Origin of the sequence: Cystobacter fuscus, from assembly GCF_044360685.1 — a bacterium.
GTDB classification, from domain to species: domain Bacteria; phylum Myxococcota; class Myxococcia; order Myxococcales; family Myxococcaceae; genus Cystobacter; species Cystobacter fuscus_C.
Genome location: NZ_CP043491.1, coordinates 11524525 through 11546456, shown reverse-complemented (window position 1 = coordinate 11546456; position 21932 = coordinate 11524525). Strand labels below are relative to the sequence as shown.

At 69.3% G+C, this 21932-nt stretch carries 21 protein-coding genes; 16 read left to right on the top strand and 5 right to left on the bottom strand.

Annotated elements, in window-relative coordinates; genetic code table 11:
* Positions 1-4: 4 nt before the first annotated feature.
* A complete protein-coding gene (locus tag F0U63_RS47270) occupies positions 5-298 on the bottom strand; it encodes a YiaA/YiaB family inner membrane protein (RefSeq protein ID WP_395841828.1) in 294 nt (97 codons plus the stop codon).
* A 118-nt stretch (positions 299-416) separates the two neighbouring features.
* Here F0U63_RS47270 and F0U63_RS47265 point away from each other — a divergent pair, with 118 nt between their 5' ends.
* Both F0U63_RS47265 and F0U63_RS47260 read left to right on the top strand, forming a co-directional pair.
* A complete protein-coding gene (locus F0U63_RS47265; RefSeq protein WP_395841826.1) occupies positions 417-1295 on the top strand; it encodes a LysR family transcriptional regulator in 879 nt (292 codons plus the stop codon).
* Between the two features lie 100 nt (positions 1296-1395).
* Positions 1396-1758 carry a hypothetical protein gene (locus tag F0U63_RS47260; RefSeq protein WP_395841824.1) on the top strand — a complete coding sequence of 121 codons (363 nt, stop codon included), beginning with the start codon at positions 1396-1398 and terminating at the stop codon, positions 1756-1758.
* A gap of 9 nt (positions 1759-1767) precedes the next feature.
* Here the strand turns inward: F0U63_RS47260 and F0U63_RS47255 are convergent, their stop codons facing one another.
* The gene (locus F0U63_RS47255; protein WP_395841822.1) at positions 1768-2139 is read right to left on the bottom strand and encodes a hypothetical protein; all 372 of its coding nucleotides are present in this window, start codon (positions 2137-2139) and stop codon (positions 1768-1770) included.
* Between the two features lie 188 nt (positions 2140-2327).
* On the opposite strand from F0U63_RS47255, the gene F0U63_RS47250 reads away from it, so the two are divergent.
* From F0U63_RS47250 to F0U63_RS47215, 8 genes are all read left to right on the top strand, one after another.
* Entirely contained in the window at positions 2328-2834 is a 507-nt protein-coding gene (locus tag F0U63_RS47250; protein ID WP_395841820.1) for a hypothetical protein, read from the top strand.
* Positions 2831-3658: an MlaE family ABC transporter permease gene (locus F0U63_RS47245; protein WP_395841818.1), complete on the top strand. Its 828-nt coding sequence runs from the start codon at positions 2831-2833 to the stop codon at positions 3656-3658. Before F0U63_RS47250 ends, F0U63_RS47245 begins: the two co-directional genes overlap by 4 nt.
* A gap of 15 nt (positions 3659-3673) precedes the next feature.
* On the top strand, positions 3674-4483 hold the full coding sequence (locus F0U63_RS47240) for an ABC transporter ATP-binding protein (RefSeq protein ID WP_395841816.1): 810 nt from the start codon (positions 3674-3676) through the stop codon (positions 4481-4483).
* The gene (locus F0U63_RS47235) at positions 4480-5721 is read left to right on the top strand and encodes an MlaD family protein (protein WP_395841814.1); all 1242 of its coding nucleotides are present in this window, start codon (positions 4480-4482) and stop codon (positions 5719-5721) included. Before F0U63_RS47240 ends, F0U63_RS47235 begins: the two co-directional genes overlap by 4 nt.
* A 79-nt stretch (positions 5722-5800) precedes the next feature.
* Entirely contained in the window at positions 5801-6415 is a 615-nt protein-coding gene (locus F0U63_RS47230; protein WP_395841812.1) for a peptidylprolyl isomerase, read from the top strand.
* Between the two features lie 42 nt (positions 6416-6457).
* A complete protein-coding gene (locus F0U63_RS47225; RefSeq protein WP_395841810.1) occupies positions 6458-7228 on the top strand; it encodes an SDR family NAD(P)-dependent oxidoreductase in 771 nt (256 codons plus the stop codon).
* A gap of 20 nt (positions 7229-7248) precedes the next feature.
* Positions 7249-7698: a DUF6640 family protein gene (locus tag F0U63_RS47220; protein ID WP_395841808.1), complete on the top strand. Its 450-nt coding sequence runs from the start codon at positions 7249-7251 to the stop codon at positions 7696-7698.
* A gap of 9 nt (positions 7699-7707) precedes the next feature.
* Positions 7708-8238 carry a hypothetical protein gene (locus F0U63_RS47215; protein WP_395841806.1) on the top strand — a complete coding sequence of 177 codons (531 nt, stop codon included), beginning with the start codon at positions 7708-7710 and terminating at the stop codon, positions 8236-8238.
* 9 nt (positions 8239-8247) lie between these two features.
* Here the strand turns inward: F0U63_RS47215 and F0U63_RS47210 are convergent, their stop codons facing one another.
* Positions 8248-10083 (bottom strand): glycoside hydrolase family 15 protein, encoded by a 1836-nt coding sequence (locus F0U63_RS47210; RefSeq protein WP_395841804.1) that lies wholly within the window; start codon positions 10081-10083, stop codon positions 8248-8250.
* A gap of 175 nt (positions 10084-10258) precedes the next feature.
* Between F0U63_RS47210 and gnd the strand changes: the two genes are divergently transcribed.
* Both gnd and zwf read left to right on the top strand, forming a co-directional pair.
* Positions 10259-11278 carry a phosphogluconate dehydrogenase (NAD(+)-dependent, decarboxylating) gene (gene gnd / locus F0U63_RS47205; protein ID WP_395841802.1) on the top strand — a complete coding sequence of 340 codons (1020 nt, stop codon included), beginning with the start codon at positions 10259-10261 and terminating at the stop codon, positions 11276-11278.
* A 3-nt stretch (positions 11279-11281) separates the two neighbouring features.
* Positions 11282-12757 carry a glucose-6-phosphate dehydrogenase gene (zwf, locus tag F0U63_RS47200; protein WP_395841800.1) on the top strand — a complete coding sequence of 492 codons (1476 nt, stop codon included), beginning with the start codon at positions 11282-11284 and terminating at the stop codon, positions 12755-12757.
* 7 nt (positions 12758-12764) lie between these two features.
* On the opposite strand, the gene F0U63_RS47195 is transcribed toward zwf, so the two are convergent.
* Complete coding sequence (locus F0U63_RS47195; protein WP_395841798.1) at positions 12765-13223, bottom strand: SitI3 family protein; 459 nt, start codon at positions 13221-13223, stop codon at positions 12765-12767.
* A 32-nt stretch (positions 13224-13255) separates the two neighbouring features.
* Positions 13256-14608, bottom strand: a complete 1353-nt coding sequence (locus tag F0U63_RS47190) for a hypothetical protein (RefSeq protein WP_395841796.1) — start codon at positions 14606-14608, stop codon at positions 13256-13258.
* 121 nt (positions 14609-14729) lie between these two features.
* Here F0U63_RS47190 and F0U63_RS47185 point away from each other — a divergent pair, with 121 nt between their 5' ends.
* From F0U63_RS47185 to F0U63_RS47170, 4 genes are all read left to right on the top strand, one after another.
* Positions 14730-15362, top strand: coding sequence for a hypothetical protein (locus F0U63_RS47185; RefSeq protein ID WP_395841794.1), 633 nt, complete (start codon positions 14730-14732; stop codon positions 15360-15362).
* Positions 15363-15766: 404 nt separating this feature from the next.
* Entirely contained in the window at positions 15767-17827 is a 2061-nt protein-coding gene (gene fusA, locus F0U63_RS47180) for an elongation factor G (RefSeq protein ID WP_395841792.1), read from the top strand.
* A 192-nt stretch (positions 17828-18019) separates the two neighbouring features.
* Positions 18020-18607 carry an HdeD family acid-resistance protein gene (locus F0U63_RS47175; protein ID WP_395841790.1) on the top strand — a complete coding sequence of 196 codons (588 nt, stop codon included), beginning with the start codon at positions 18020-18022 and terminating at the stop codon, positions 18605-18607.
* 192 nt (positions 18608-18799) lie between these two features.
* Positions 18800-21925: an ATP-binding protein gene (locus F0U63_RS47170; protein WP_395848534.1), complete on the top strand. Its 3126-nt coding sequence runs from the start codon at positions 18800-18802 to the stop codon at positions 21923-21925.
* Positions 21926-21932 lie beyond the last annotated feature (7 nt).

The following is a 21932-nucleotide window of genomic DNA, read 5'->3' as shown; positions in this document are numbered from 1 at the left end:
CCCTCTACTTCAGGACCACCGGGTCCACCTCGGCCAGCAGCTTCGTCACCCGCGCCTCGTCGATGCGCGCCGTCAGCCGCTGCTGCTCGTGCTGGTCGCGCACCGTCTTGGACAGCGTGAACGTGGAGCCCACCGTGAAGAGCAACCCCATGCCCAGGAAAGCCTTCTGCCAGCCGTCCACCGGCAGGTGGTAGATGCCCAGCGACGTCACCGCCACCGACAGGATGAACGACGCCCACGTCTGGACGATCCAGGCTCCACTGTGATCCTGCGAGGCATTGGTTGATTGGCGGGACATGGTTCGCTCCGTTCGCTCGGGGGCGCCCGTGTTTGGTGCGCCCGATGAACGACACCCTACCGGTCTCCATCGCAAACCGCATGGAACGAAGAGCCCGGCCATCGATAAGCTGCCGTGTATGATTCAGCTCCAGCGCCTCGAGGGCTTCTACTGGGTCGCGCGATGTGAAGGGTACGCCCGCGCCGCCCGCGCCTTTCCCTACCCCATCACCCAACCCGGCGTGCACCAGCAGGTGCGACGGCTGGAAGCCGAGCTCGGCGTGCGCCTCTTCGAGCGCATCGGCAAGGACCGCGTCGTCCTCACCCCCCAGGGCCGCATCCTCTACGACGCCATCGCCCCCTTCTACGAAGGACTGCCCGCCCTGGAGCGCTCCCTGCGCTCGGGCGAAATCGGGGGACGCTTGCGCATCCATGCCTCGGGACACCTGCTGCGCCACCTCCTCCCCCCCTGGTTGCGCCGCCTGCGTGGACAGCGGCCCGACATCGAGGTCGCCCTCTTCGAGGCCAAGACTCCCGCGGTGGGCCCCCTGCGCTCCGGGGAGGCCGACCTCCTCGTGGATCACCTCCCCGAGGTCCCCCCCGACCTGGAGGCACGGCAGGTGGGCCAGACCCATGTCTTCCTCGTCGTCCCCTCCAGCCCCCGGCCCTCCCTCAAGGGCCCCGCGACCCCCGTGCCCTGGCGCGACGAGCCCTTCATCACCTACAGCGCCGACACCTACCTGCGCGAACTGCAGCTCGCCGCGCTCGCCCACTTCGGCGTCGTCCCCCGGCGCATCTACGCGGCCGACTCCGCCGAGACCATCCTCGGCTTCGTGGCCGCTGGGCTCGGCTACTCCCTCCTGGCCTCCGTGGAGCCCCGCGGTCCCCGCGTTCCCGGCGTCACCTCGCTCCCCCTCACCGAGCCCGCTCGCCAATTCCCCCTCTACGTCGCCTGGCGCCGCACCCCCCAACCCAATCCCCTCATCAACGCCCTCCTCGCGCTCGCCCCCTCTTCCTGAACCCAGACGCCTCCCCCACGATGACGCGCCATGTCAGACGCGTGTGTCACGTTGGGTCCACAGCAGGGGACCACCGCGTCCCATCGCCTGGAGGTACGCCGTGAAGATGAGGTCGTCGCCGCTCGCCCTGCTCTGTGTGCTGGGGGCCACCCACGCCGCCGCCGCGGACTACAAGTGCACGGGCAACCGCGTGGAGAAGGCGGGAGTCACCGAATACACCGTGCGCAGGTCCGGCATGGACGTGGCCATCGACAAGGGGGGCAATCCCCGGGGCCGCGCCGTGCGCCGGGGCAACGGCTACGACATCGAGGTCAATGGCTCGCGGGTGGCCACCCTGGAAAACGGGGTCATCTACCGCGGTGCCTCCCGCTGGGCCTCCGTGGCCGAGGCCCAGCGGCTCTCCGACTGCCCGGATCCCATCGCCGTCACCCTCTGGGTGCTCGGGCAGACCGGCGGGTTGTAGCCTCACCCCTCACGGCCGACGCGAGCCGAGGTGCCTCGAGTCGTGGTTCGCCCGCCCTCCGGCTTCCTGGGGCAGGTGCTGGAAGAAGGCGAAGCGGAACTCCGCCCACAACACCATGTAGGCCACGCCAAACAGCGCCGTGGCCACCACCCACCACCACGACACCGCGAAGGCCAGGCTCACCAGCGCCGCCACCAGGCACGCCACTCCCACACCCAACGCCACGTCCCGCCGCCGCGGGCTCTCCGACATGGCGAAGCCCATCGAGATGAGCGACAGCCCCAGGAGCGGCCACGCCAGCCCGAACGCCTCCCGGGCATAGAGCAGGGCGATCGATAACAGGAACAATCCCAGTCCAAACAGTCCCAATCCAAGGTCCATCGGGGGCCTCCCGCGTCGTGCTCGGGGTCGAGGGTTCGTCTCTCAACATCGGCACGCCCATCCCCAGCGGAACACCCGCCTCGGCATGCCCCCGCTATGCCCGCTCGCCCCCCACCTCTGCTCAGGAATGAACAGCTCCCCCTCCCGTGCAACTCACCGGGTTCGAGGGGGGTGCCTACCCTGGCGACGTGAGGTCGAATCGAGTCATCCTGTCATCACTGTTGCTGCTGGCGCTCGGGTGCCACCGCGGTGTGCGCTTCGAGGAGCAGGTGCTCTCCAAGCCCGGAGTGCGCTACCGCGTCGGGGCGCTCCCCTCCGTCTGGTCCCAGGTCAAGCTCTCCGAGAATGATCTCGCCTGGTTCACCGAGGACACCGGCCACGCCCTGTCCGTGAACTCCACCTGCCGCGAGCACGATGATGCCTCGCTCGAGGTGCTCACGCGCCACCTGCTCGAGGGCTTCACCGAGCGCGTCCCCTTGATGCAGCGCGCCGAGGTCGTCGACGAGCGCGAGGCCCTGCGCTCGCACTTCCAGGCCAAGCTCGATGGGGTGCCCGTGGAGCTCCTCCTGGTCGTGCTCAAGAAGGACCGCTGCGTCTACGACTTCACCTATGTCGCCCCCCTGGGCCGCATGCAGGACCGGGTCGAGGATCTGGATGCGCTCGTGGGCGGCTTCCACGTGGAGAACCCCTCATGAGCATCGACGTGGACCTGGCGCCCGCCGCTCCTCCCGCGCCCGAGGCCTCCTCCGGTGAGGACGACTCGCTCCGGGGCCGCCTGCTCGTGCGGCTCGAGCGTCTGGGCTCGCTTGCGGTGATGACCGGCCAGGTGTTCACCCGCGCCTTCAGCCCGCCCTTCTCGCCCTCCGCCTTCATCTACCAGCTCGAGGCGCTGGGCGTGCGCTCGCTGCCCATCGCCCTGCTCACCGCCACCTTCGCCGGACTCGTCATCTCGCTCCAGTTCGGCTTCTTCCTCGCGCGCTTCGGCGTGCAGTACACCGTGGGCCGCGTCGTCGTGCTCACGCTCTTTCGCGAGCTGTCCCCCGTGCTCATCGCCCTCACCGTGGGCGCGCGCGTGGGCTCGGGCATCGCCGCGGAGCTGGGCTCCATGACCGTCACCGAGCAGGTGGACGCCATCCGCGCGCTCGGTGCCGACCCGCTGCGCAAGCTCGTGGTGCCGCGCGTGCTTGCCTGCTTCGTGCTCGGCCCCGCGCTCACCATCCTCGCCGACGTCGTCGGCATGCTCGCCGGCGCGCTCGTGGTGAACGCCCAATACGGCATTGGCTTCAATCTGTTCTTCAAGGGCGCGCTCGACGTCATCCTCATGAGCGACTTCCTATCCGGCGTCTTCAAGGGCTTCGTCTTCGGCGGCATCATCGGCATCGTCGGCTGCTTCAAGGGGCTCACCGTGCAGAACGGCACCGAGGGCGTGGGCCGCGCCACCACCGAGACCGTCGCCATCACCTCCGTCACCGTGTGTCTGGCCGACTTCTTCATCACCAAGCTCACGCTCTCCCTCTGACGCGCTCCACCTCCCATGTTCTCCCGCCCCTCCCCCCGACTGCGCTTCCAACCGCCCCAGGCCGGCGAGGAACTCATCCGCTTCGAGCACCTGCGCAAGGCCTTCGGCCCCAAGCGCATCTATGACGACCTGATGCTCTCCGTGTACGCGGGAGAGACCCTCACCGTCATTGGCGGCTCGGGCACCGGCAAGAGCGTGCTGCTCAAGTGCCTCATCGGGTTGCTGCGCCAGGACTCCGGCCGCATCTTCTTCCAGGGGCAGGATCTCACCGAGCTGGGTGAGGAGGACTTCATCCACCTGCGCCGCCACGTGGCCATGGTGTTCCAGGGCGCGGCCCTGTTCGACTCGCTGAGCGTGGGGGAGAACATCGCCTACCCGCTGCACGAGCACTTCCCGGAGATGACGCCCGCCCAGGTGCGCGAGCGCGTGGCCGAGAAGCTCGCGCTCGTGGGGCTGCCGGGCATCGAGAACATGCGGCCCGCGGACCTGTCCGGTGGCATGCGCAAGCGCGTGGGCCTGGCGCGCGCCATCGCCACCAACCCGGAGGTCATCCTCTGGGACGAGCCCACCACGGGGTTGGATCCCGTCACCACGGAGACGATCGATCAGATGATCCGCTCCATGCAGAAGCAGCTCGGGTGCACGTCCATCGTGGTCACGCATGACATGGTGAGTGCCCTCTCGGTGTCCGACCGGATCGCCATGCTGGCCAACCGGCGCATCGTCCAGGTGGGCACCACGGAAGAAATCCGGCGTTCCAAGGTGCCCGAGGTGCGGGCCTTCCTGGACGCCCGGGGGCAGGAATTGGGGAGGGCGGCGTCGTGAGCATCTTCACACAGACATCCAAGGATCAACGGCTCGCCCTCCGGGTGGGCGCTTTCGTGGCGATGGCCTTCGTGCTGGCGGGCATCGTCGTCTTCTTCATCGGCCAGAAGACCCACCTGTTCGAGAAGCAGGTCAGCTACCGCGCCTACTTCGCGAGCGTGGAGGGGCTCTCCAGTCACTCGCCCGTGTGGCTCAACGGCCTGGAGGTCGGCCGCGTGGAGGCCGTGGGTTTCCCCTCCAAGCCCGGCGAGAAGCGCATGGAGGTGCGCCTGCGCCTGAGCACCGAGTACGCCCAGCGCGTGCGCGCCGACTCCGTCGCCCGCCTGTCGAGCCTCGGCGTGCTCGGGGACAAGGCCGTGGACATCTCGCTCGGCTCCCTGGATCAGCCCGAGTTGCCCGAGGGCGGCGAGATTCCCTCCGAGACCAGCGGCGACGTGAGCGCGATGATGCGCAGCGCGAGCAAGGTGCTCGATGACGCCGTGGCCGTGAGCGGCGAGCTGCGCAAGGCGGTGACCGCGTACGCCGACCCCAAGATGGCCCAGGACGTGGCCGCCGGCGTGCGCAGCCTGCGCCTGATGCTCGAGGAGATCGAGAAGGGCAATGGCACCCTGCACGCCCTCATCTATGACGAGCAGACCGGCCGCGACGTGCGCGCGCTCGTGGCCAATGCCTCCCAGACCGCTGTGCGCATGGACAAGGCCGTGGCCCACGTCGAGTCCCTGCTCGGCGAGGTGGAGCACGGCAACGGCACCGCCCACGCCCTCATCTATGGTCAGGACGGTGCCAACGCCCTCAAGGAGCTGGGCTCCGCCGCGGGGCAGCTCGCCGGGTTGCTCGAGGACGCGAAGAAGAACCCCGATGGCGCCGTGCACCAGCTCGTGTACGGCAGCGCGGGCGGCATGCTCGCCGACCTGGGCAGTGCCGCCGCCGACATCAAGCAGATCACCTCCATGGTCGCTCGCGGCGAGGGCTCGTTGGGCGGCATCATCACCGACCCCACCGTGTACGAGGACCTGCGGCAGGTGGTGGGCAACGTGAAGCGCAACCGCGTGCTGCGCGCGCTCGTGCGCTTCGCCATCGACAACAACGACAACGTCCAATACGTGGGCGTGCCCCTCCAGCAGCCCAAGGACGAGGGCTCCCAGCGGGCCATCGGCGGCGCGGGTCCGGACTCGCCGCCTGCCGACGACGCTCCCCCGGTGCCGGTGGTTGCGCCGCTGCCGGGCAAGGCGCCTTGAGCGCAAGCGCGGCCCTTCCCTCCCGAGGGGCCGCCGCGCTTCACTGCCCTCCAGGTCCCCTCGTGACTTGGAGCTGCCGATGAAGTCGATTGTGTCCTCGTGCTGTGCCGTCCTGGTGTTGCTTGCCTCCGCTTCCCTCGCCGACCCGGCGAATAAGGAGAAGGCGCCTGCCTCGGGCAAGGTGAACGTGGTGCTGCGCACGGAGAAGGGGGAGATCGAGCTGGAGCTCGACGAGGCCCATGCCCCCCTCTCGGTGCGCAACTTCCTTGGCTACGTGGACGCGGGGCTGTTCAAGAACGGCGTGTTCCACCGCACCGTGACGACCGGCAATCAGCCGAACAACCCGGTGAAGATCGAGGTCATCCAGGGCGGCGCCGATCCTTCCCGCAAGGCCGAGCTGCGCGCCCCCATCGCCCTGGAGCGCACGAGCGTCACCGGCCTGCGGCACAAGGACGGCACGGTCTCCATGGCCCGGGACACGCCCGACTCGGCGGTGTCCGACTTCTTCATCTGCATCGGCGATCAGCCCGAGCTGGACTTCGGCGGCAAGCGCAACCCGGATGGGCAGGGGTTCGGGGCCTTCGGCCGGGTGGTGCGGGGCATGGACGTGGTGCGCGCCATCCAGCAGGCCCCCGCCCGGGGTCAGCAGCTCACCCCGCCCGTGAAGATCCTCGAGGCCACACGCAAGAAGTGAAAGCGCATCCCCCGAGCCCGCGCCGGAGTAGAACGCGCCTCCATGGATCTGGAACTCAAGGGCAAGAGCGCGCTCGTCACGGGCAGCAGTCGGGGAATCGGACGGGCCATCGCCCTGTCCCTGGCACGAGAGGGCGTGCGTGTCTGTCTGAGCGCCCGGGGTGCCCCGGGGCTGGAAGCAGTGGCGGCGGAGCTGCGTGCCTCCGGCGCCGAGGTGGCCTCCATCGCGGGCGACGTGGCCACCCCCGAGGGAGCCCAGGCGGCGGTGGACGCGGCGGTGCGGGCGTTCGGCTCGCTCGACATCCTCGTGAACAACGTGGGCGGCAGCGGGGGCGCGGGCTCCTTCGACGTGGCCACCGCCGGGCAGTGGACGGCCGTGCTGGACAGCAACCTGCTCGCCACCGTGTGGTGCAGCCAGCACGCCGTGGCCCAGATGAAGACCCAGGGCGGTGGCTGCATCGTGCACATCAACTCCATCTTCGGCCGCGAGTACGCCACCAGCGCCCCCTACACCGCGGCCAAGGCGGCCGTCACCGCGCTCACCAAGGAGATGGCCGTGGACCTGGCGCGCCACCGCATCCGCGTCAATGGCGTGGCCCCGGGCGCCATCCTCTTCCCCGGCGGGAGCTGGGATCGCCGCCGTCAGGCCAACCCGGAGAAGGTGGAGAAGATGGTGCGCGAGGAGCTGCCCTGGGGCCGCTTCGGCACCCCCGAGGAGGTGGCCGACGTGGTCGTCTTCCTGTGTTCCTCGGGCGCACGCTGGGTGACGGGCGCCACCCTCCCCGTCGATGGCGCACAGGGCCGCGCCTTCTGATGGGCTAGGCTGCCGCGCCCATGAGTCTTCCCATCGGACGCGTCCTGCTCTCCGCCTCCGCGCTCTCCGCGGCCATTGGCGCCTACGTGGCGGACTGGAACGAGACCCACATCTTCAACCCGCGCTGGCCTCCCCACGCCAAGTTCCACAACGCCCACACCATGTTGCTGGGCACGGCGCTGGGCGTGTTCACCCTCTACTTCCTCTGGTCCAAGCGCTGGCGCGGCGCCAGGGGACTCGAGGTCGGGACGATCCTCTCGGCGGTCTACTGGGTGACCCAGGCCGGCTCGCTGCTCTTCCCCGGCACCGCCCTGACAGATCCCGAGTTCGCCTACCGCACCCAGTACATCGGTGGCGTCCTGCCCATCAATCAGCTCACCATCATCACCGTCTTCCTGGTGCTCGTGACCGTGGGCTTCCTCCTCGAGCGCCGTGCCCTCCGGGCCGCGCCGGCCGCGCAAGGCGTGTAGAGTGCCCCCGTGCTGAGGCTCTACAAGAAGGAAGGCGACACCCTGCGCTACTGGGAAGCCTGGGTGCATGAAGATTCCATCACCGTGCACTGGGGTATCGTCGGACAGACGGGCGAGGAGAAGGTGCTGCCCCTGCCCGCCGACGAGGACCCGGACATGGTTGTCGCCCAGCAGGCCGAGCCGCTCGTGGACGCGGGCTACGACGAGCCCGAGCTCGATGCCATGGCGCCGCTCGTCGTCCAGTACGCCCTGCAGGGAAAGGGAAGCGGTCAGGACTTCGAGAAGCGTCACACCGTCGAGTCCGTCATCTCCGACACGCTCGGCTGGACGGGCAACGGCGAGGTCGAGGGCGCCGAGTCCCAGCCCGGACGCATGAACATCTACTTCCGCGTCATGGACGTGGACATCGCCCTGAGCACCCTGCGCGAGGCGCTCGAGAGCGAGGAGGTGCTCGAGGGCGCCACCTTCGCCACTGCCCCCGAGGAGGGCGAGCCCCGCGTGCTCTGGCCCCCCGTGCACGCCGTGCCCTTCCGGCTCTGAGCCGGGGCCTCACGGGGCGGGGGCCGCGGCCACCGGCTCCCCGATGTGATTCTCGCGCCGGTGCAGCGCGGGGCTGGTGTGGTAGTGGCGCTCGAGGTTGAACGCCGTGTTGATGAGTCCCACGTGCGAGAAGGCCTGGGGGAAGTTGCCGAGCTGGCGCCGCAGCGAGGGCTCGTACTCCTCGGCGAGCAGCCCCACGTCGTTGCGCAGCCCGAGCAGCCGCTCGAAGAGCGCCTCCGCCTCCTTCATGCGGCCCTGCAGCACGTAGTTGTCCGCGAGCCAGAAGGAGCAGGCCAGGAAGAGCCCTTCCCCCGGCGGCAGGCCGTCATTCGTCTCGTGGGTGTGGTAGCGCCGCACGAGCCCTCCGTACATGAGCTCCTGCTCGATGGCGCGCACGGTGCCCACCATGCGTGGATCCCTCGGTGACACGAAGCCCACCAGGGGCAGCAGCAGCAGGCTCGCGTCCAGGCTGTCCGAGCCGTAGGCCTGCATGAAGGCGCCCCGCTTCGAGTCATAGGCGCGCTGGCATATCTCGCGGTGGATGGCATCGCGCATCTGCCGCCAGTGCTCCACCGGCCCCTCCACGCCGTAGCGCTCCACCGTCTTCACCGCGCGATCGAACGCCACCCAGGCCATCACCTTCGAATAGGTGAAGTGCTGGGGAGGCCCCCGCACCTCCCACAGGCCCGAGTCGGGCTGTTTCCAGCCGGATTCGAGGAAGTCCATCAGCACGAGCGCTACGTCCCAGGACCGCGGGTCATCCCTCAGCTCCATGCGGTGCGACTGGTGGATCGCGTCCATCACCTCGCCATAGACATCCAACTGGAGCTGATTGACGGCGGCGTTGCCTATGCGCACCGGCCGCGAATGCCCATAGCCCGGCAGCCAGCCCAGGTTCAGCTCCGGCAGGCGCCGCTCGCCCGCCACGCCGTACATGATCTGCAGCTTGGACGCGTCGCCCGCCACCGAGCGCATGAGCCAGGAGCGCCACGCCTCGGCCTCCTCCCGGAAGCCTCCGAGTGACAGCGCGTACAAGGTGAAGGTGGCGTCGCGCAGCCAGCAGAAGCGGTAGTCCCAGTTGCGCTGGCCGCCGAGCCGCTCGGGCAGCGACGTGGTGGCCGCCGCGACGATTCCCCCCGTGGGCGCGTAGGTGAGCGCCTTGAGCGTCATCAGCGACGTGCGCACCGCCTCGCTCCAGGTGCCCCGGTAGGTGCAGTGGCTGAACCACTCCCTCCACCAGTCCTCGGTGTCCGCGAGCGCCTCCAGGCCATCCAGGGGCGGGGGCGCGGGCTCGTGCGAGGGGTGCCAGCGCAGGACGAAGGGGATGCGCTGGCCTTCGGAGACGGTGAAGTCCGCCACCGTGGTGAGGTGGTGGCCGTGCACCGCCACGGGCGTGTAGAGGCTGAGCGCGTCCGGGCCCGCCACCGCGCGCCACTCGCCCGCCTCGCGCGTCACCCAGGGCACCACCGAGCCATAGTCGAAGCGGATGACGAGTTGCATGTGCATGGGCACCCGGCCCCGCACGCCCTCCACCACGCGGACGACGTCCGGGGTGCGGTCGCGCGGCGGCATGCAGTCCACCACCCGCACCACCCCCTCGGGCGTGGTGAATTCCGTCTCCAGCACGAGGCTGTCCGGGCGGTAGCGCCGCCTCACCCGGGGGACCCGGTGGCCCACGGGCGCGATCTTCCAACGGCCATGCTCGGGATGCCCCAGCAGGGCCGCGAAGCACGCGCCCGAGTCGAACCGCGGCAGACACAGCCAGTCGATGGAGCCGTCCCGGGCCACCAGTGCCGCTGTCTGCGTATCTCCGATGAGGGCGTAATCCTCGATGGGCCAAGACATTGGCTTCAAGCTTGGGTGCCGCCGGGCCCCAGGCAACGCGGCGGACCTCGTCGCCTGTCTGCCTGGACCCGGGTCCGAGGAGCGTCCTGCCAGAGGGCCGCCGCGTGCGCAGTGTGAAGGGCAGTACCCGTCAGACGGTGAGCGTCCAGGCGGCCTGCACGCGGGGAGGACTGCGATGGAATTGGGAATGATCGGGCTGGGCCGGATGGGCTCCTCGATGGTGCGCCGGCTGCTCGGGGCGGGACACCGCTGCGTCGTGCACGACGTGCGCCGCGAGAGCGTGGAGTGGCTCCAGCGCGACGGCGCCGTGGGGGCCTCCTCCCTGAAGGACCTGGTGCGCCAGCTTCCCGCGCCGCGCTCGGTGTGGCTGATGCTGCCCTCGGGCGTAGTGGACGACACGCTGCGCGACCTGGCCGCCCTGCTCGAGCCGGGAGACACGATCATCGAGGGCGGCAATTCCCATTACCGGGATGACCTGCGCCGGGCGGCGGAGCTGCGGGCGAGGGGCCTGCAGTACGTGGACGTGGGCGTGAGCGGCGGGGTGTGGGGCCAGGAGCGGGGGTACTGCCTGATGATTGGCGGCGAGCCGGGACCCGTGCACCGGTTGCAGCCCGTCTTCTCCGCGCTGGCCCCGGGGGTCGCCTCCGCGCCCCGCACGCCGGGCCGCGAGGGCCCTCCGTCTCCCGCGGAGCAGGGCTGGCTGCACTGTGGCCCCAATGGGGCGGGCCACTTCGTGAAGATGGTGCACAACGGCATCGAGTACGGCCTGATGGCCGCCTACGCCGAGGGGCTCGCGGTGCTCCACCACGCCAACGCGGGCCGCCATCCCCCCAAGGCCGACGCGGAGACCGCTCCCCTGCGCGAGCCGAGCGCCTACCAGTACGACTTCCACCTGCCCGACGTGGTCGAGGTGTGGCGGCGCGGCAGCGTCATCGGCTCGTGGCTGCTCGATTTGACGGCCCATGCGCTGGGCAAGAATCCCGAGCTGAGTGACTTCTCCGGCCGCGTGTCCGACTCGGGGGAGGGGAGGTGGACACAGCAGGCCGCCATCGACGAGGGCGTGCCCACGCCCGTGCTCGCCAGTGCCCTCTACTCGCGCTTCACCAGCCAGGGCGAGGCGGACTTCGCCAACAAGATCCAGTCCGCCATGCGCTTCGCCTTCGGCGGCCACCTGGAGAAGAAAGGAGGCGAGTGAGTCATGAGCGCTCAGCCCGTGTCCGATGCCATCGTGTTCTTCGGCGCCACCGGAGACCTCGCCTTCAAGCAGATCTTCCCCGCGCTCCAGGCGCTGGTGGCGCGCGAGCACCTGTCCGTGCCCATCATCGGCGTGGCCAAGGCGGACTGGAACCTGGAGCGGCTGCGGCAGCGCGCCCGCGAGAGCATCAAGGCGCATGGCCAGGATGACCCGGCCTCGCTCGAGCGCCTGTGCCAGCTGCTGCGCTACGTGGATGGGGATTATCGCGATCCCAAGACCTTCGCCCTGGTGCGCGAGGCGCTCGGCAAGGCCCAGCGCCCGCTGCACTACCTGGCCATTCCCCCGAGCATGTTCGGCACGGTGGTGGAGGGGCTGACGAAGTCGGACTGTCTGAAGGAGGCGCGCGTGGTGGTGGAGAAGCCCTTCGGGAGGGACCTGGCCTCGGCGCGCGAGCTCAACGCGACGCTGCTGCGCTACCTGCCCGAGTCCTCCATCTTCCGGATCGATCACTTCCTCGGGAAGGAGCCGGTACAGAACCTGCTGTTCTTCCGTTTCGCCAACGTCTTCCTGGAGCCCATCTGGAACCGGCAGCACGTGCGCAGCGTGCAGGTGACGCTCGCGGAGAGCTTCGGCATCAAGGGCCGTGGCGCCTTCTATGACGAGGTGGGGGCCATCCGGGACGTGTTGCAGAACCACCTGTTGCAGATCGTCGCGCTGCTCGCCATGGACGCGCCCTTCTGCTCGTCCGCGGAGGCGCTGCGCGACGAGAAGGCGCGGGTCTTCAAGGCGATGCGCTCGCTGACGCCGGACAGCGTGGTGCGCGGGCAGTTCCGCGGCTACCGGCAGGTGCCCGGGGTGTCGCCCACGTCCGAGATGGAGACGTTCGCCGCGGTGCGGCTGTTCATCGACTCGTGGAGATGGGCGGACGTGCCGTTCTTCATCCGCGCCGGCAAGTGCCTGCCCACTGACGCGACCGAGGTCTTCGTCGAGCTCAACCACCCACCGCGGCCCATCTTCGAGGAGCCGAGCATGGCTTCTCCCAACTTCGTGCGCTTCCGGCTGGGACCCGATGTGCGCATCTCGCTCGGGGCGAGGGCGAAGAAGCCGGGCAGCACGATGGAGGGCGAGGACGTGGACCTGGTGGCGCGCGAGCTGCCCGAGGTGGTGGTGAAGCCCTACGAGCGGCTGCTCGGGGACGCGATGCGCGGGGACGTGTCGCTCTTCGCGCGCCAGGAGAGCGTGGAGGAGGCGTGGCGGGTGGTGGACCCCATCCTCGACGATGGCAGCCGGGTGTACGAGTACGAGCCGGGCACCTGGGGGCCGAGCGAGGCGGATGTGCTCGCGCCGCAGGGGTCGTGGCGCACGGTGTTGAGGGACTCGGGGGGTGTGAGCGTGGTTCGGGACAGCCGCGACGAACACCCGCGCAGCCGCGAGGGACACGAGGAGGGCACCCCCCGCGTCAAACCGGCCCGGCCGTGAGCGGGGTCTACAGCAGGGGCGAGGGGAGTGGACGCCGCTCGAAGGGCACGGGGACGTTCTCCTTCAACCAACGCTCGTCCTTGTAGAGGCGATAGTCCGCGTTGAAGACGAGTTGTCCTCCCATACGTTGGAGGACGATGATCTCTCCGTTGAAGAGGAGCACACCGTCTTGTCCATGCTCCAACAACAGCAAGGTCGCCTGTAGCATCGTTCGCGCGAATTTTTCGTAATCACGGTTGGATGGATAGCGGAACACCGCGTACAGATTTGGGCGGAAAGCAAATCCTTCCTCGATGATGGATCGTGATTCTTCATCCATCTCAGCTCCCGTGATGATGATGTCCGCGCTGAAAAGAGATGAGTGCTCATGACTCCATTGCAGCTCCTGCAGTTGCTTGGTGAGCAAGCCGAGCGCATGCGCCCACGTCATCTCCGTCGAGAATTTGAGGCTGTAATCGAGTCCCATTCGGTTCTCCTGAAGATGTAATCTACATGCATTCAAGGAAAAAGCATGACGACCTTGCCGTCTTTGATGACGATCAACTGCTTGAGGCCTGAGATGGGCCAGTCTTGCAGTTGCTTCCTCATGGCTTCGATAGTCACGCCGCTGTCCTCGAGATTCAGAACGATCCTGTCAGCTTGTTCCCGGTTTATCTTCTCCGCCTTAATTCGCGACGCAATGTTTCGCGCGTTCGACGTGGAGGGGGAAATGCAATCCGCGTACTCTCCGTTGATCTTGTAATCGGGTTCCTTGCCATTGGGTTTGGGAATGGGGTTTTGCTCCACATGGTAACCGTTCTCCGCGAGAACTCTTGCGGATTCATTCTCGCGCTTGATTCCCCTGTGGGTGGCCTCATCGGCCTCCGGGCCAGGTTGTGAAGGCCGTCCCGTGAGGCTTCCCTTCTTGTTGTTGGTGGGTGCTTCACTGCCTGTACCCAAGGCGGCGGTGGCTACTGCGGTGGGCGCGAGCCCCACCACTAATTCCTTCGCCCCAATCACAACCGTTTTCACCTGCCCCACCTCTGCCAGTATCACCCCGGTACGTATTGGGGAGGCCAGTGCGGCTTGTCCGAAGCCGGGCAGTCTCGGCCCCATCCCCTTGAAGCTGGCTTCGCCGCCAATGGCCGCTGTTGCCAACAGGAGGAGCACGCGCATTCCGTTGTCCCCCAACACCCGGCCGAAGCGGTGGCCCGCTTGTTTCAGTTCCCCGGTGGTGGTTGCCTGCTCGCAATCGTGCAGCATCTGCCACCCGGCTTTCACCATGGACCATACAGGCCCCAGGCCCAGGTAAGCCACCAGGATGACCGTGAGCACGGCTGACAGTCCCTTCGTCACGGGCTCGGGTATCATCAATGAGAGGAGATAGGTGCACATGGCTGTGTAGACCATGAGCTTGAAGGCCAGTGGATCGACCACCTCGCTGATGGGCACGGCGGCACCTTCCCACACGGTGTCCATGGAGAACGAGAGCGCCAGCCGCATGCGTGCCAGCGTTTCGGGGGGCGGCGCGTTCTTTGGCGGCAGAAGCCGGTCGCCCGGAATCTCCAAGCGAGCGTACTGGCTCGTCGGCATTGGCGGGGTCGTGTTCCGCGACCCTTCCCAGGAGGCCAGTGCCACCTGTCTCTCCCATCGAGGTGGCGAGAGTGTCAGTGGAATGTTCAGCACGAGGTTGGTCAGAGCCTCGACGAACTCCTCCTGGTGGAGCTCCACAGGTGGGGGCTCGGAGGTCGGAGGCGTGTAGACAATGGACGGCCCCTGGCCCGTGTCCAGCCGAATCCCGGGGCGGGTTACACAATTCGTCAGCCAGGGCACCACCAGCAGCAACATGAGTCCACGCCATTTGTCGAGCACGTCCGCCTCCTCACGCCCCCTGCTGGGGGCAACGTCAGGTTGGATGCTATGGGGTACATCCGACGTTGATGACCTCGACGGTCAGCGATGCTCGGAGCACCTTCTAAATGGGATAGTGGCCATGGACCGGTTCGGTAACGTCCTCTTCGAGAACACGGAGATTGAAAACGAGCGGCTGGAGTTGATGGACAAGGAGGCGCACTACTTCCTGGGCCCCAACCTGACGATGAAGAACTGCACCCTCGTGCTGAAGGTGTCCGCCCCGCGTCTCTTCTTCGATGGCGCGCGCTTCATCAACTGCACCTTCGAGGTGAAGCAGGAACTGAAGAACCATCAGCAATGGCTGGCCGCGTCGCTGAAGGGCTGTCGGTTCAAGGGGCGGCTGTCGGGGTGCGATTTCGGCCACTGGCCCGAGTACATGAGCCTGCCGGGGTTTCAGCACGGCTCCATTGAGGACTGCGACTTCACCGAGGCCCGTCTGGATGGATGCCGCATCATGGGCTCGGCTCCCGCCACACTTCGCTTTCCCAAGTGGCCCTGCTTCACCCTCCTTGACCCCATCAGGCGAGCCCGCGAGCTCAACAGCGTCCAATGGCCGGGAGGTTTTCGCCCGATCATCGTGGAGGGGCAATACAGGGATCCTCCCTGCACAATGGCCGTAACGCTCCACGCTCCATCCCTCGCCAAGCGACGCGAGAGCACCGAGGAAGCATTCAGAGCGGTCGTTGAGCAGTTCGACTGCATCGTCTACTGACTGTCGGCTGCCCAGACCCGCGCGGGATTGACAAACGGGGAAGCTGTTGCAATATGTCCAGGTCATGAAGCCCGTCTCCACCATCCTGGGTGTGTCGTCCGAGCGCGTCGCCGCGCCGACGGTGGACGTGCGTCTGTCCCGCAACAAGGTGCTGCTCGACATTTGATCAGGCGGACTCGGTGCTCCGGGTGCGCGGGTGGCTGGTTCCCGTGTGCCCCTGGAGTCTGAGCTCCGCCCGTGATCCCGCCGGGCCCTCGTGTGTCCTCACGTCGTCCTGAGCCGCCCCGAGGGGCCGCTCCGGGCATGCGTGCGTCCACTCGCCAGGCCCGCTGCTCCCTCCATTTCCAACCAGTGTCTGTCTTCAACCCGCGGGGGCTCTCCTCCGCCGGGAACGGGAAGTCTTTATGTCTCGCACCACTCGAATCGAGCGCTATCGCAACATCGGCATCATGGCCCACATCGACGCGGGCAAGACCACGCTCACCGAGCGCATCCTCTTCTTCACCGGCCGCATCCACGCCATGGGCGAAGTGCACACCGGCTCCACCGAGATGGATTGGATGGTGCAGGAGAAGCAGCGCGGCATCACCATCACCTCGGCGGCCACCACCGCCTCCTGGAAGCCCGTGCGCGGGCCCTTCTCGGGCACCGAGCACCGTCTCAACATCATCGACACGCCGGGGCACGTGGACTTCACCATCGAGGTGGAGCGCTCGCTGCGCGTGCTCGATGGGGCCGTGGCCGTGTTCGACGGCAGCCAGGGCGTGGAGCCCCAGTCCGAGACGGTCTGGCGCCAGGCGGATCGCCACGGCGTGCCGCGCATCGCGTTCATCAACAAGATGGACAAGGTGGGCGCGGACTTCGACATGTGCGTGGACTCCATCCGTCAGCGGCTGGGCGCCAGGCCCGTGCCGGTGCAACTGCCCATCGGCGAGGGCGCGGACTTCCGCGGCCTCATCGACCTCGTGCGCATGCGCGCCTTCTTCTTCGACGAGGAGGGCGGCGAGACGCGCGAGGGACAGGACATCCCCGCGTCCCTGCGGGAGTGGGCCGAGGCCCTGCGCCTGCGGCTCATCGAGGCGTGCGCCGAGGAGGACGGCACGCTCCTGGAGAAGTACGTGGACGGGCGTTGGGACGACATCACCGAGGCGGAGCTGGAGCGCGCGCTGCGCTCGGGAACGCTCCAGCGGAGGCTCGTGCCCGTGCTGTGCGGGGCGGCCTTCAAGAACAAGGGAGTGCGCATGTTGCTGGACGCCATCGTCAACTACCTGCCCGCGCCGTCGGACCTGCGTGCGTCCGCCGAGGAGGAGCCCGTGAGCGCGCTCGTCTTCAAGCTCATGCACGACAAGGCCGTGGGGACCATCGTGTTCCTGCGCGTCTATTCGGGCACGCTGCGCACGGGCATGGCCGTGCTCAACACCCGTCAACAGCGCCGCGAGCGCGTGGGACGTCTCATGTTCATGCATGCCAACAAGCGCGAGGAGGTGGACGAGGTGCACGCGGGCGACATCTGCGCCGCGCTCAACCTCAAGGGCGTGCGCACTGGCGACACGCTCTGCTCCCCCGAGGCCCCCGTGCTCCTCGAGTCGCTCCACGTCCCCGAGCCCGTCATCCAGCTCGCCGTGGAGGCCGCCTCGCGCGCGGACCAGCAGCGCATGGAGGAGGGGCTCGCCCGGCTCGCCGCGGAGGACCCCTCGCTGCACGTGGGCGTGGATGCCGAGTCCGGACAGCAACTGCTCTCCGGCATGGGAGAGCTGCACCTGGAGATCATCGTGGACCGGCTGAGAACCGAGTACGGCGTGGAAGCCCGAGTGGGACAACCCAAGGTGGCCTGGCGCGAGACGCTGCGCCGCCGGGTGCGTCAGGAGTACCGTCATGTCCGGCAGAGCGGTGGCCCCGGCCAGTACGCCCATGTGGTGCTCGAGGTCGGTCCGGCGCCTCGCGGCGCGGGGCTCGTCTTCGTGGACGACACCCACGGCGGCGTCATCCCCAGGGAGCTCATCCCCGCCATCGAGAAGGGCGTGGAGGGGGCCATGCGGCGCGGGGTGCTCTCGGGCCACCCGGTGGTGGACGTGGAGGTGCGGCTGCTCGATGGGAGCACGCACGTGCGCGACTCCACCCCGCAGGCCTTCATGATGGCTGGCTCGCTCGCCTTCCAGGAGGCCGCGCGCCACGCGGGCGTGCAGTTGCTTGAGCCCGTGATGGACGTGGAGGTCTCCACGCCCGAGGAGTTCCTCGGTGACGTGCTCGGGGACCTGTCCTCCCGGCGTGGACGGGTGGTGGGGATGGAGGGCCATGGGGCCACGCGGAGCGTCTCCGCGCGGGTGCCCATGGCGAACCTCTTCGGTTATGTGACGAGCCTCCGGGGCCGCACGCAGGGCCGCGCCTCGGCCAGTCTGCGCCTGGCGGCCTATGAGCCCGTCCCCGACGCGCTCCAGGCCTCCGTGCTGGAAGCGCGGGCCTGAGTCGCACGAGGGGGCCTCGGGAGCCGTGGCTTCCGGGGCCCCCGCGTTCTCTTCCCGGCGGCCCGTGCTCGCTCGTCATCCGGACCGAGGAGCCATCCGACTCCTGGGAGTCCTCGGTCGTCCCTTGTCGGCCCCTGGACCGACTCCCAGGTTCGAGGCACAGCCCCACCCGCCTTCCGGAGAGCGCCCCTCATGGCCACCCCCGACTCCTCCCCCGAGCCGTCTTCCCGCCGCCACCCCTGGAGTCCGAGCGCGTTGTGGACGGGCCCCTTCGTGATGGGGATGCTCGTCATCCTGCTCGGCATGCTGGCGCTGGGCAGTGTCACCTTCACCAGCCTGCTGTCCGTCTTCTTCTATGGCGCGGTGCTGATGGTGGCGGGGGTGTTGGAGATCGTCCACGGCCTGCGCAACCGCGACACCGGCCCCTTCCTCTTGTTCGTCCTCGGGGGCCTGCTGTCGTTCCTCGTGGGGGGCTTCCTCCTCACCCAGCCGGGCGCGGGGCTGGTGTCGCTCACGGTGCTGCTCGCCGCGTACTTCTTCGCCAGCGGCTTCTTCCGCATCATCACCGCGAGCTCGGATCGCCACCCGGGCTGGGGCTGGGACTTCGCCCAGGGCGCGGTGTCGGTGATGCTCGGCGCCCTCATCTTCAGCCGGATTCCCTCCGCGTCCCTGTGGGTGCTCGGCGTGGTGGTGGGCGTGGAATTGCTCACCCGTGGACTGTCCCTGTTGGCCGGCGCACTCGTGGTGCGTGGCCTGGTGCGTCGGACCCCCGAGGGATGATCCCTCCCCGGCGGCCCCCGCTTTCCGGGGGATGTTCACGGGTGGATGGTCCCACCCCCCTGGGGTCTCGTCCTGGCCCCCCGGAATTCGTGCGCTGGTGCACGGATGGACAAGCTGGGCAGGCGCCAACGCCCAATCGCGTGGTCATCATGGCCCCAGGCGAGGGGACTGGTGATGGGGATCGTTTTGCGCATGTTTCCACCGGCCGGTGCCATCCAGAGTCCGAGCGCCGGGGAGCTCCCGGCGCGCAACGCCCCCCCCGTGGCGCCACCCACGGGCACGGTCGCGCTCGTCTTCACGGACGTGCAGGGCTCCACCCGGCTGTGGGAGCGCTGCCCCTCCGACATGGGCCGGGCGCTGGACGTGCACAACGAGGTGCTGCGCGCCCTGCTGGACGTGCACGGGGGCTACGAGGTGAAGACGCAGGGGGACTCCTTCATGGTGGCCTTCGCGTCGGTGGTGGAGGCGGTGCGCTGGTGCCTGGAGGCGCAGCAGGCGCTGGTGGAGGCGCCCTGGCCCGAGGTGCTGCTCGCCGAGCCGGACGCGCGGGTGGAGCGGGGCCCCCACGGGGTGATGCACCGGGGGCTGCGCGTGCGCATGGGCGTGCACCTGGGCGAGCCCGAGTGCCGGCTCGACGAGCGCACCGGCCACATGGACTACTTCGGGCGGATGGTGAACGCGGCGGCGCGCATCGCCTCGGCGGGCCATGGTGGCCAGGTGCTGGTGAGCGCGAGCGCGTGGACGCGCGTGGCGGACGCGTGGGAAGCGCTGGGGGGCCCCGTGGTGCGCTCGCTGGGCGACTACCTCCTCAAGGGCATCGAGGAGCCCATGGCGCTGGTGGAGGTGCTGCCCGCGCGGCTCGCGGATCGCCGCTTCGAGGCGCCGCGGGTGCAGAAGGCCCGGCGGGGCAACCTCCCGGGCGAGACGGGGGAGCTGATTGGCCGCGACGAGGAGCTGAAGGAGCTGCGCCGCTGCTTCGCCGAGGGCCTCTCGCTGGTGACGCTGCTGGGCCCCGGGGGCATGGGCAAGAGCCGCCTGGCCACGCGCTTCGGCAACCTGGAGGCGGAAGGGTGGGACGGCGGGGTGTGGCTGTGCGAGTTGTCGGACGCGGTGACGGTGGATGACATCTGCCATGCCGTGGGCCGGGCGCTCGGCGTCACGCTCACGCGCTCGGGCGAGGACAGCGAGCCCGCGGACCGGCTGGGCCGCGCCCTGGCCGGACGCGGGGACGTGCTGGTCATCCTCGACAACGTGGAGCACGTCATCCAGCACATGCCCGCCACGCTGGGCCGCTGGCGCGAGCTGGCGCCCCGGGCCCGCTTCCTCGTCACCTCGCGCGAGGCGCTCCAGTTGCCCACCGAGCGCGTGGTGGACCTGGAGCCCCTGGGGGTGCCCGAGGAGGGCGAGACGCGGCTGCCGGTGCTGCTCGCCTGTGGCGCGGTGTACCTGTTCGTGCAGCGCACGCGCGCGGTGCGCGGGGGCTTCGAGCTGACGGAGGCCGAGGCCCCGCTGGTGGCGGACATCGTGCGCAAGCTGGATGGCATTCCCCTGGCCATCGAGCTGGCGGCGGCGCGCACCAACCTGCTCGGGGTGAGTCAGATCCAGGATCGGCTCTCGCGCCGCTTCGAGCTGTTGCGCGGCGGGCGGCGGGACGGGTCGGCGCGGCAGAATACGCTGTGGGGGGCGATCGACTGGTCGTGGAACCTCTTGGAGCCCGCCGAGCGCGCGGCGCTGGCGCAGTGCTCGGTGTTCCGCGGCGGCTTCACCCTGGAGTCGGCCGAGGCCGTGCTGGTGTTCCCCCCGGGCGGGCCGGACGTGCTGGAGATCATCCACTCGCTGCGCTCCAAGTCGCTCTTGCGCGTCTTCACGCCGGACGGGCTCCCGGGAGAGCTGCGCCTGGGCATGTACGAGAGCATCCGGCAGTACGCCTCGAGCCGCCTGGCGGAGCGGGGGGAGGGGGCCACGGTCGCGGCGCGCCACGCGGCGTGCTACCTGGGGCTCGCGCGGCGCTTGAGCGAGCGGGGCGGGGGCGGGGCGGGGGAGATGGCCTTCCGCCGGCTGGTGCTCGAACGCGAGAACCTGCTGGCGGCGTGTGACAACGCGCTGGCGGTGGCGCCCGTCACGGCGAGCACGCTCGAGCGGGCGCTGGGCGCGCTGGTGGCGCTGGAGCCGGACGTGATGGCGCGCGGGCCGGTGGGCCTCACGCTCGCGCGGCTGGACAAGGCTCTGGAGCTGTCGGTCCACGGGGAGGTGGACCCGTTGCTGCGCGCCGAGGCGCTCGCCGTCCGGGGCCGGGTGCACCACATGGAGGGCCGGATGACGGCCGCGTGGACGGACCTGGGCGAGGCGCGCGCCATCTACCGGGAGCTGGGCGCGGCGGAGCGGGAGAAGCGCGTCCTGGTGGACCTGTGCATCGTGGCGCGGGAGGAGTGCGACACGGGCGCGGCCTGGACGCTCATCCAGGAGGCGCTGGAGCTGCCCTCGGGGGGAGACCTCTGGCTGGACGCGTACGCGGTGGGCAACCTCGGCCTGTTGGAGCTGGGACGGCGCGGGGTGGAGCCGGCGCTGCCGCACCTGCGCTCGGCACTGGAGCTGTTCCGGGCCATCGGCGACGTGGCGTTCGAGGTGGGCTTCCTCGTCAACTACGCGCTGGCCATTGGCGAGCACGGGCGCACGGAGGAGGCGGTGGCGCTGCTGGAGGAGGCCCTGGAGAAGGCGGCGCGCGTGGGGGATCGCTCGGGCCAGGCGCTGGCGTTGGTGAATCTGGGCTGCTTCCTGCTCGACGCGGGCCGGGCGGCGGAGGCGCGCGAGCAGCTGGGCGAGGCGGTGCGCATGGGGCGGCAGCTCGGCATGCGGCTGGTGGAGGGCGTGGCGCTGGGCGAGCAGGGCCGGGCGCTGGTGGCGCTCGGGGCGCTTCCGGCCGCGCGGGTGAGCCTGGAGGACGCGGTGGGGCTGCTGGCGCGGGTGTCCCGGTGGCACTCGCTGCGCTTCAGCGCGCACCTGGCCGCGGTGCAGGCCACCCAGGGCCACCTCGTGGCCGCGCGGCAGGGGTTCTCCGCGCTCGCCCAGGCCCCGGAGCTCCAGGACGATCTCGTGCTGCGCGAGCTCACCTCGGTGCTGCACGTGGCGGTGGACCTGGCGGAGGCCGGGAGCGCTCCGCACACCGAGCAGGGGCAGCGGGCGTTGATGGCGGCGCGGCATCGGCTGATGAGCGCGCGCCACGCTCCCGCGGAGGCGGCCTCGTCCGATCTGCGCGAGGCCCTGCGCCTCTTCGACCAGCGCGTGCTGGAGCTGGAGGGCGGCGTCCTGCGGGCGTGAGGCGGAA

What these genes read in the sequence shown, in the direction of transcription:
- F0U63_RS47185 (WP_395841794.1), top strand. Translation starts at nt 14,730, where the DNA reads ATGGACCGGTTCGGTAACGTCCTCTTCGAGAACACGGAGATTGAAAAC.
- F0U63_RS47245 (WP_395841818.1), top strand. Translation starts at nt 2,831, where the DNA reads ATGAGCATCGACGTGGACCTGGCGCCCGCCGCTCCTCCCGCGCCCGAG.
- fusA (WP_395841792.1), top strand. Translation starts at nt 15,767, where the DNA reads ATGTCTCGCACCACTCGAATCGAGCGCTATCGCAACATCGGCATCATG.
- F0U63_RS47265 (WP_395841826.1), top strand. Translation starts at nt 417, where the DNA reads ATGATTCAGCTCCAGCGCCTCGAGGGCTTCTACTGGGTCGCGCGATGT.
- F0U63_RS47195 (WP_395841798.1), bottom strand. Translation starts at nt 13,223, where the DNA reads ATGGGACTCGATTACAGCCTCAAATTCTCGACGGAGATGACGTGGGCG.
- F0U63_RS47175 (WP_395841790.1), top strand. Translation starts at nt 18,020, where the DNA reads ATGGCCACCCCCGACTCCTCCCCCGAGCCGTCTTCCCGCCGCCACCCC.
- F0U63_RS47210 (WP_395841804.1), bottom strand. Translation starts at nt 10,083, where the DNA reads ATGTCTTGGCCCATCGAGGATTACGCCCTCATCGGAGATACGCAGACA.
- F0U63_RS47270 (WP_395841828.1), bottom strand. Translation starts at nt 298, where the DNA reads ATGTCCCGCCAATCAACCAATGCCTCGCAGGATCACAGTGGAGCCTGG.
- F0U63_RS47240 (WP_395841816.1), top strand. Translation starts at nt 3,674, where the DNA reads ATGTTCTCCCGCCCCTCCCCCCGACTGCGCTTCCAACCGCCCCAGGCC.
- F0U63_RS47170 (WP_395848534.1), top strand. Translation starts at nt 18,800, where the DNA reads ATGTTTCCACCGGCCGGTGCCATCCAGAGTCCGAGCGCCGGGGAGCTC.
- gnd (WP_395841802.1), top strand. Translation starts at nt 10,259, where the DNA reads ATGGAATTGGGAATGATCGGGCTGGGCCGGATGGGCTCCTCGATGGTG.
- zwf (WP_395841800.1), top strand. Translation starts at nt 11,282, where the DNA reads ATGAGCGCTCAGCCCGTGTCCGATGCCATCGTGTTCTTCGGCGCCACC.
- F0U63_RS47255 (WP_395841822.1), bottom strand. Translation starts at nt 2,139, where the DNA reads ATGGACCTTGGATTGGGACTGTTTGGACTGGGATTGTTCCTGTTATCG.
- F0U63_RS47230 (WP_395841812.1), top strand. Translation starts at nt 5,801, where the DNA reads ATGAAGTCGATTGTGTCCTCGTGCTGTGCCGTCCTGGTGTTGCTTGCC.
- F0U63_RS47220 (WP_395841808.1), top strand. Translation starts at nt 7,249, where the DNA reads ATGAGTCTTCCCATCGGACGCGTCCTGCTCTCCGCCTCCGCGCTCTCC.
- F0U63_RS47225 (WP_395841810.1), top strand. Translation starts at nt 6,458, where the DNA reads ATGGATCTGGAACTCAAGGGCAAGAGCGCGCTCGTCACGGGCAGCAGT.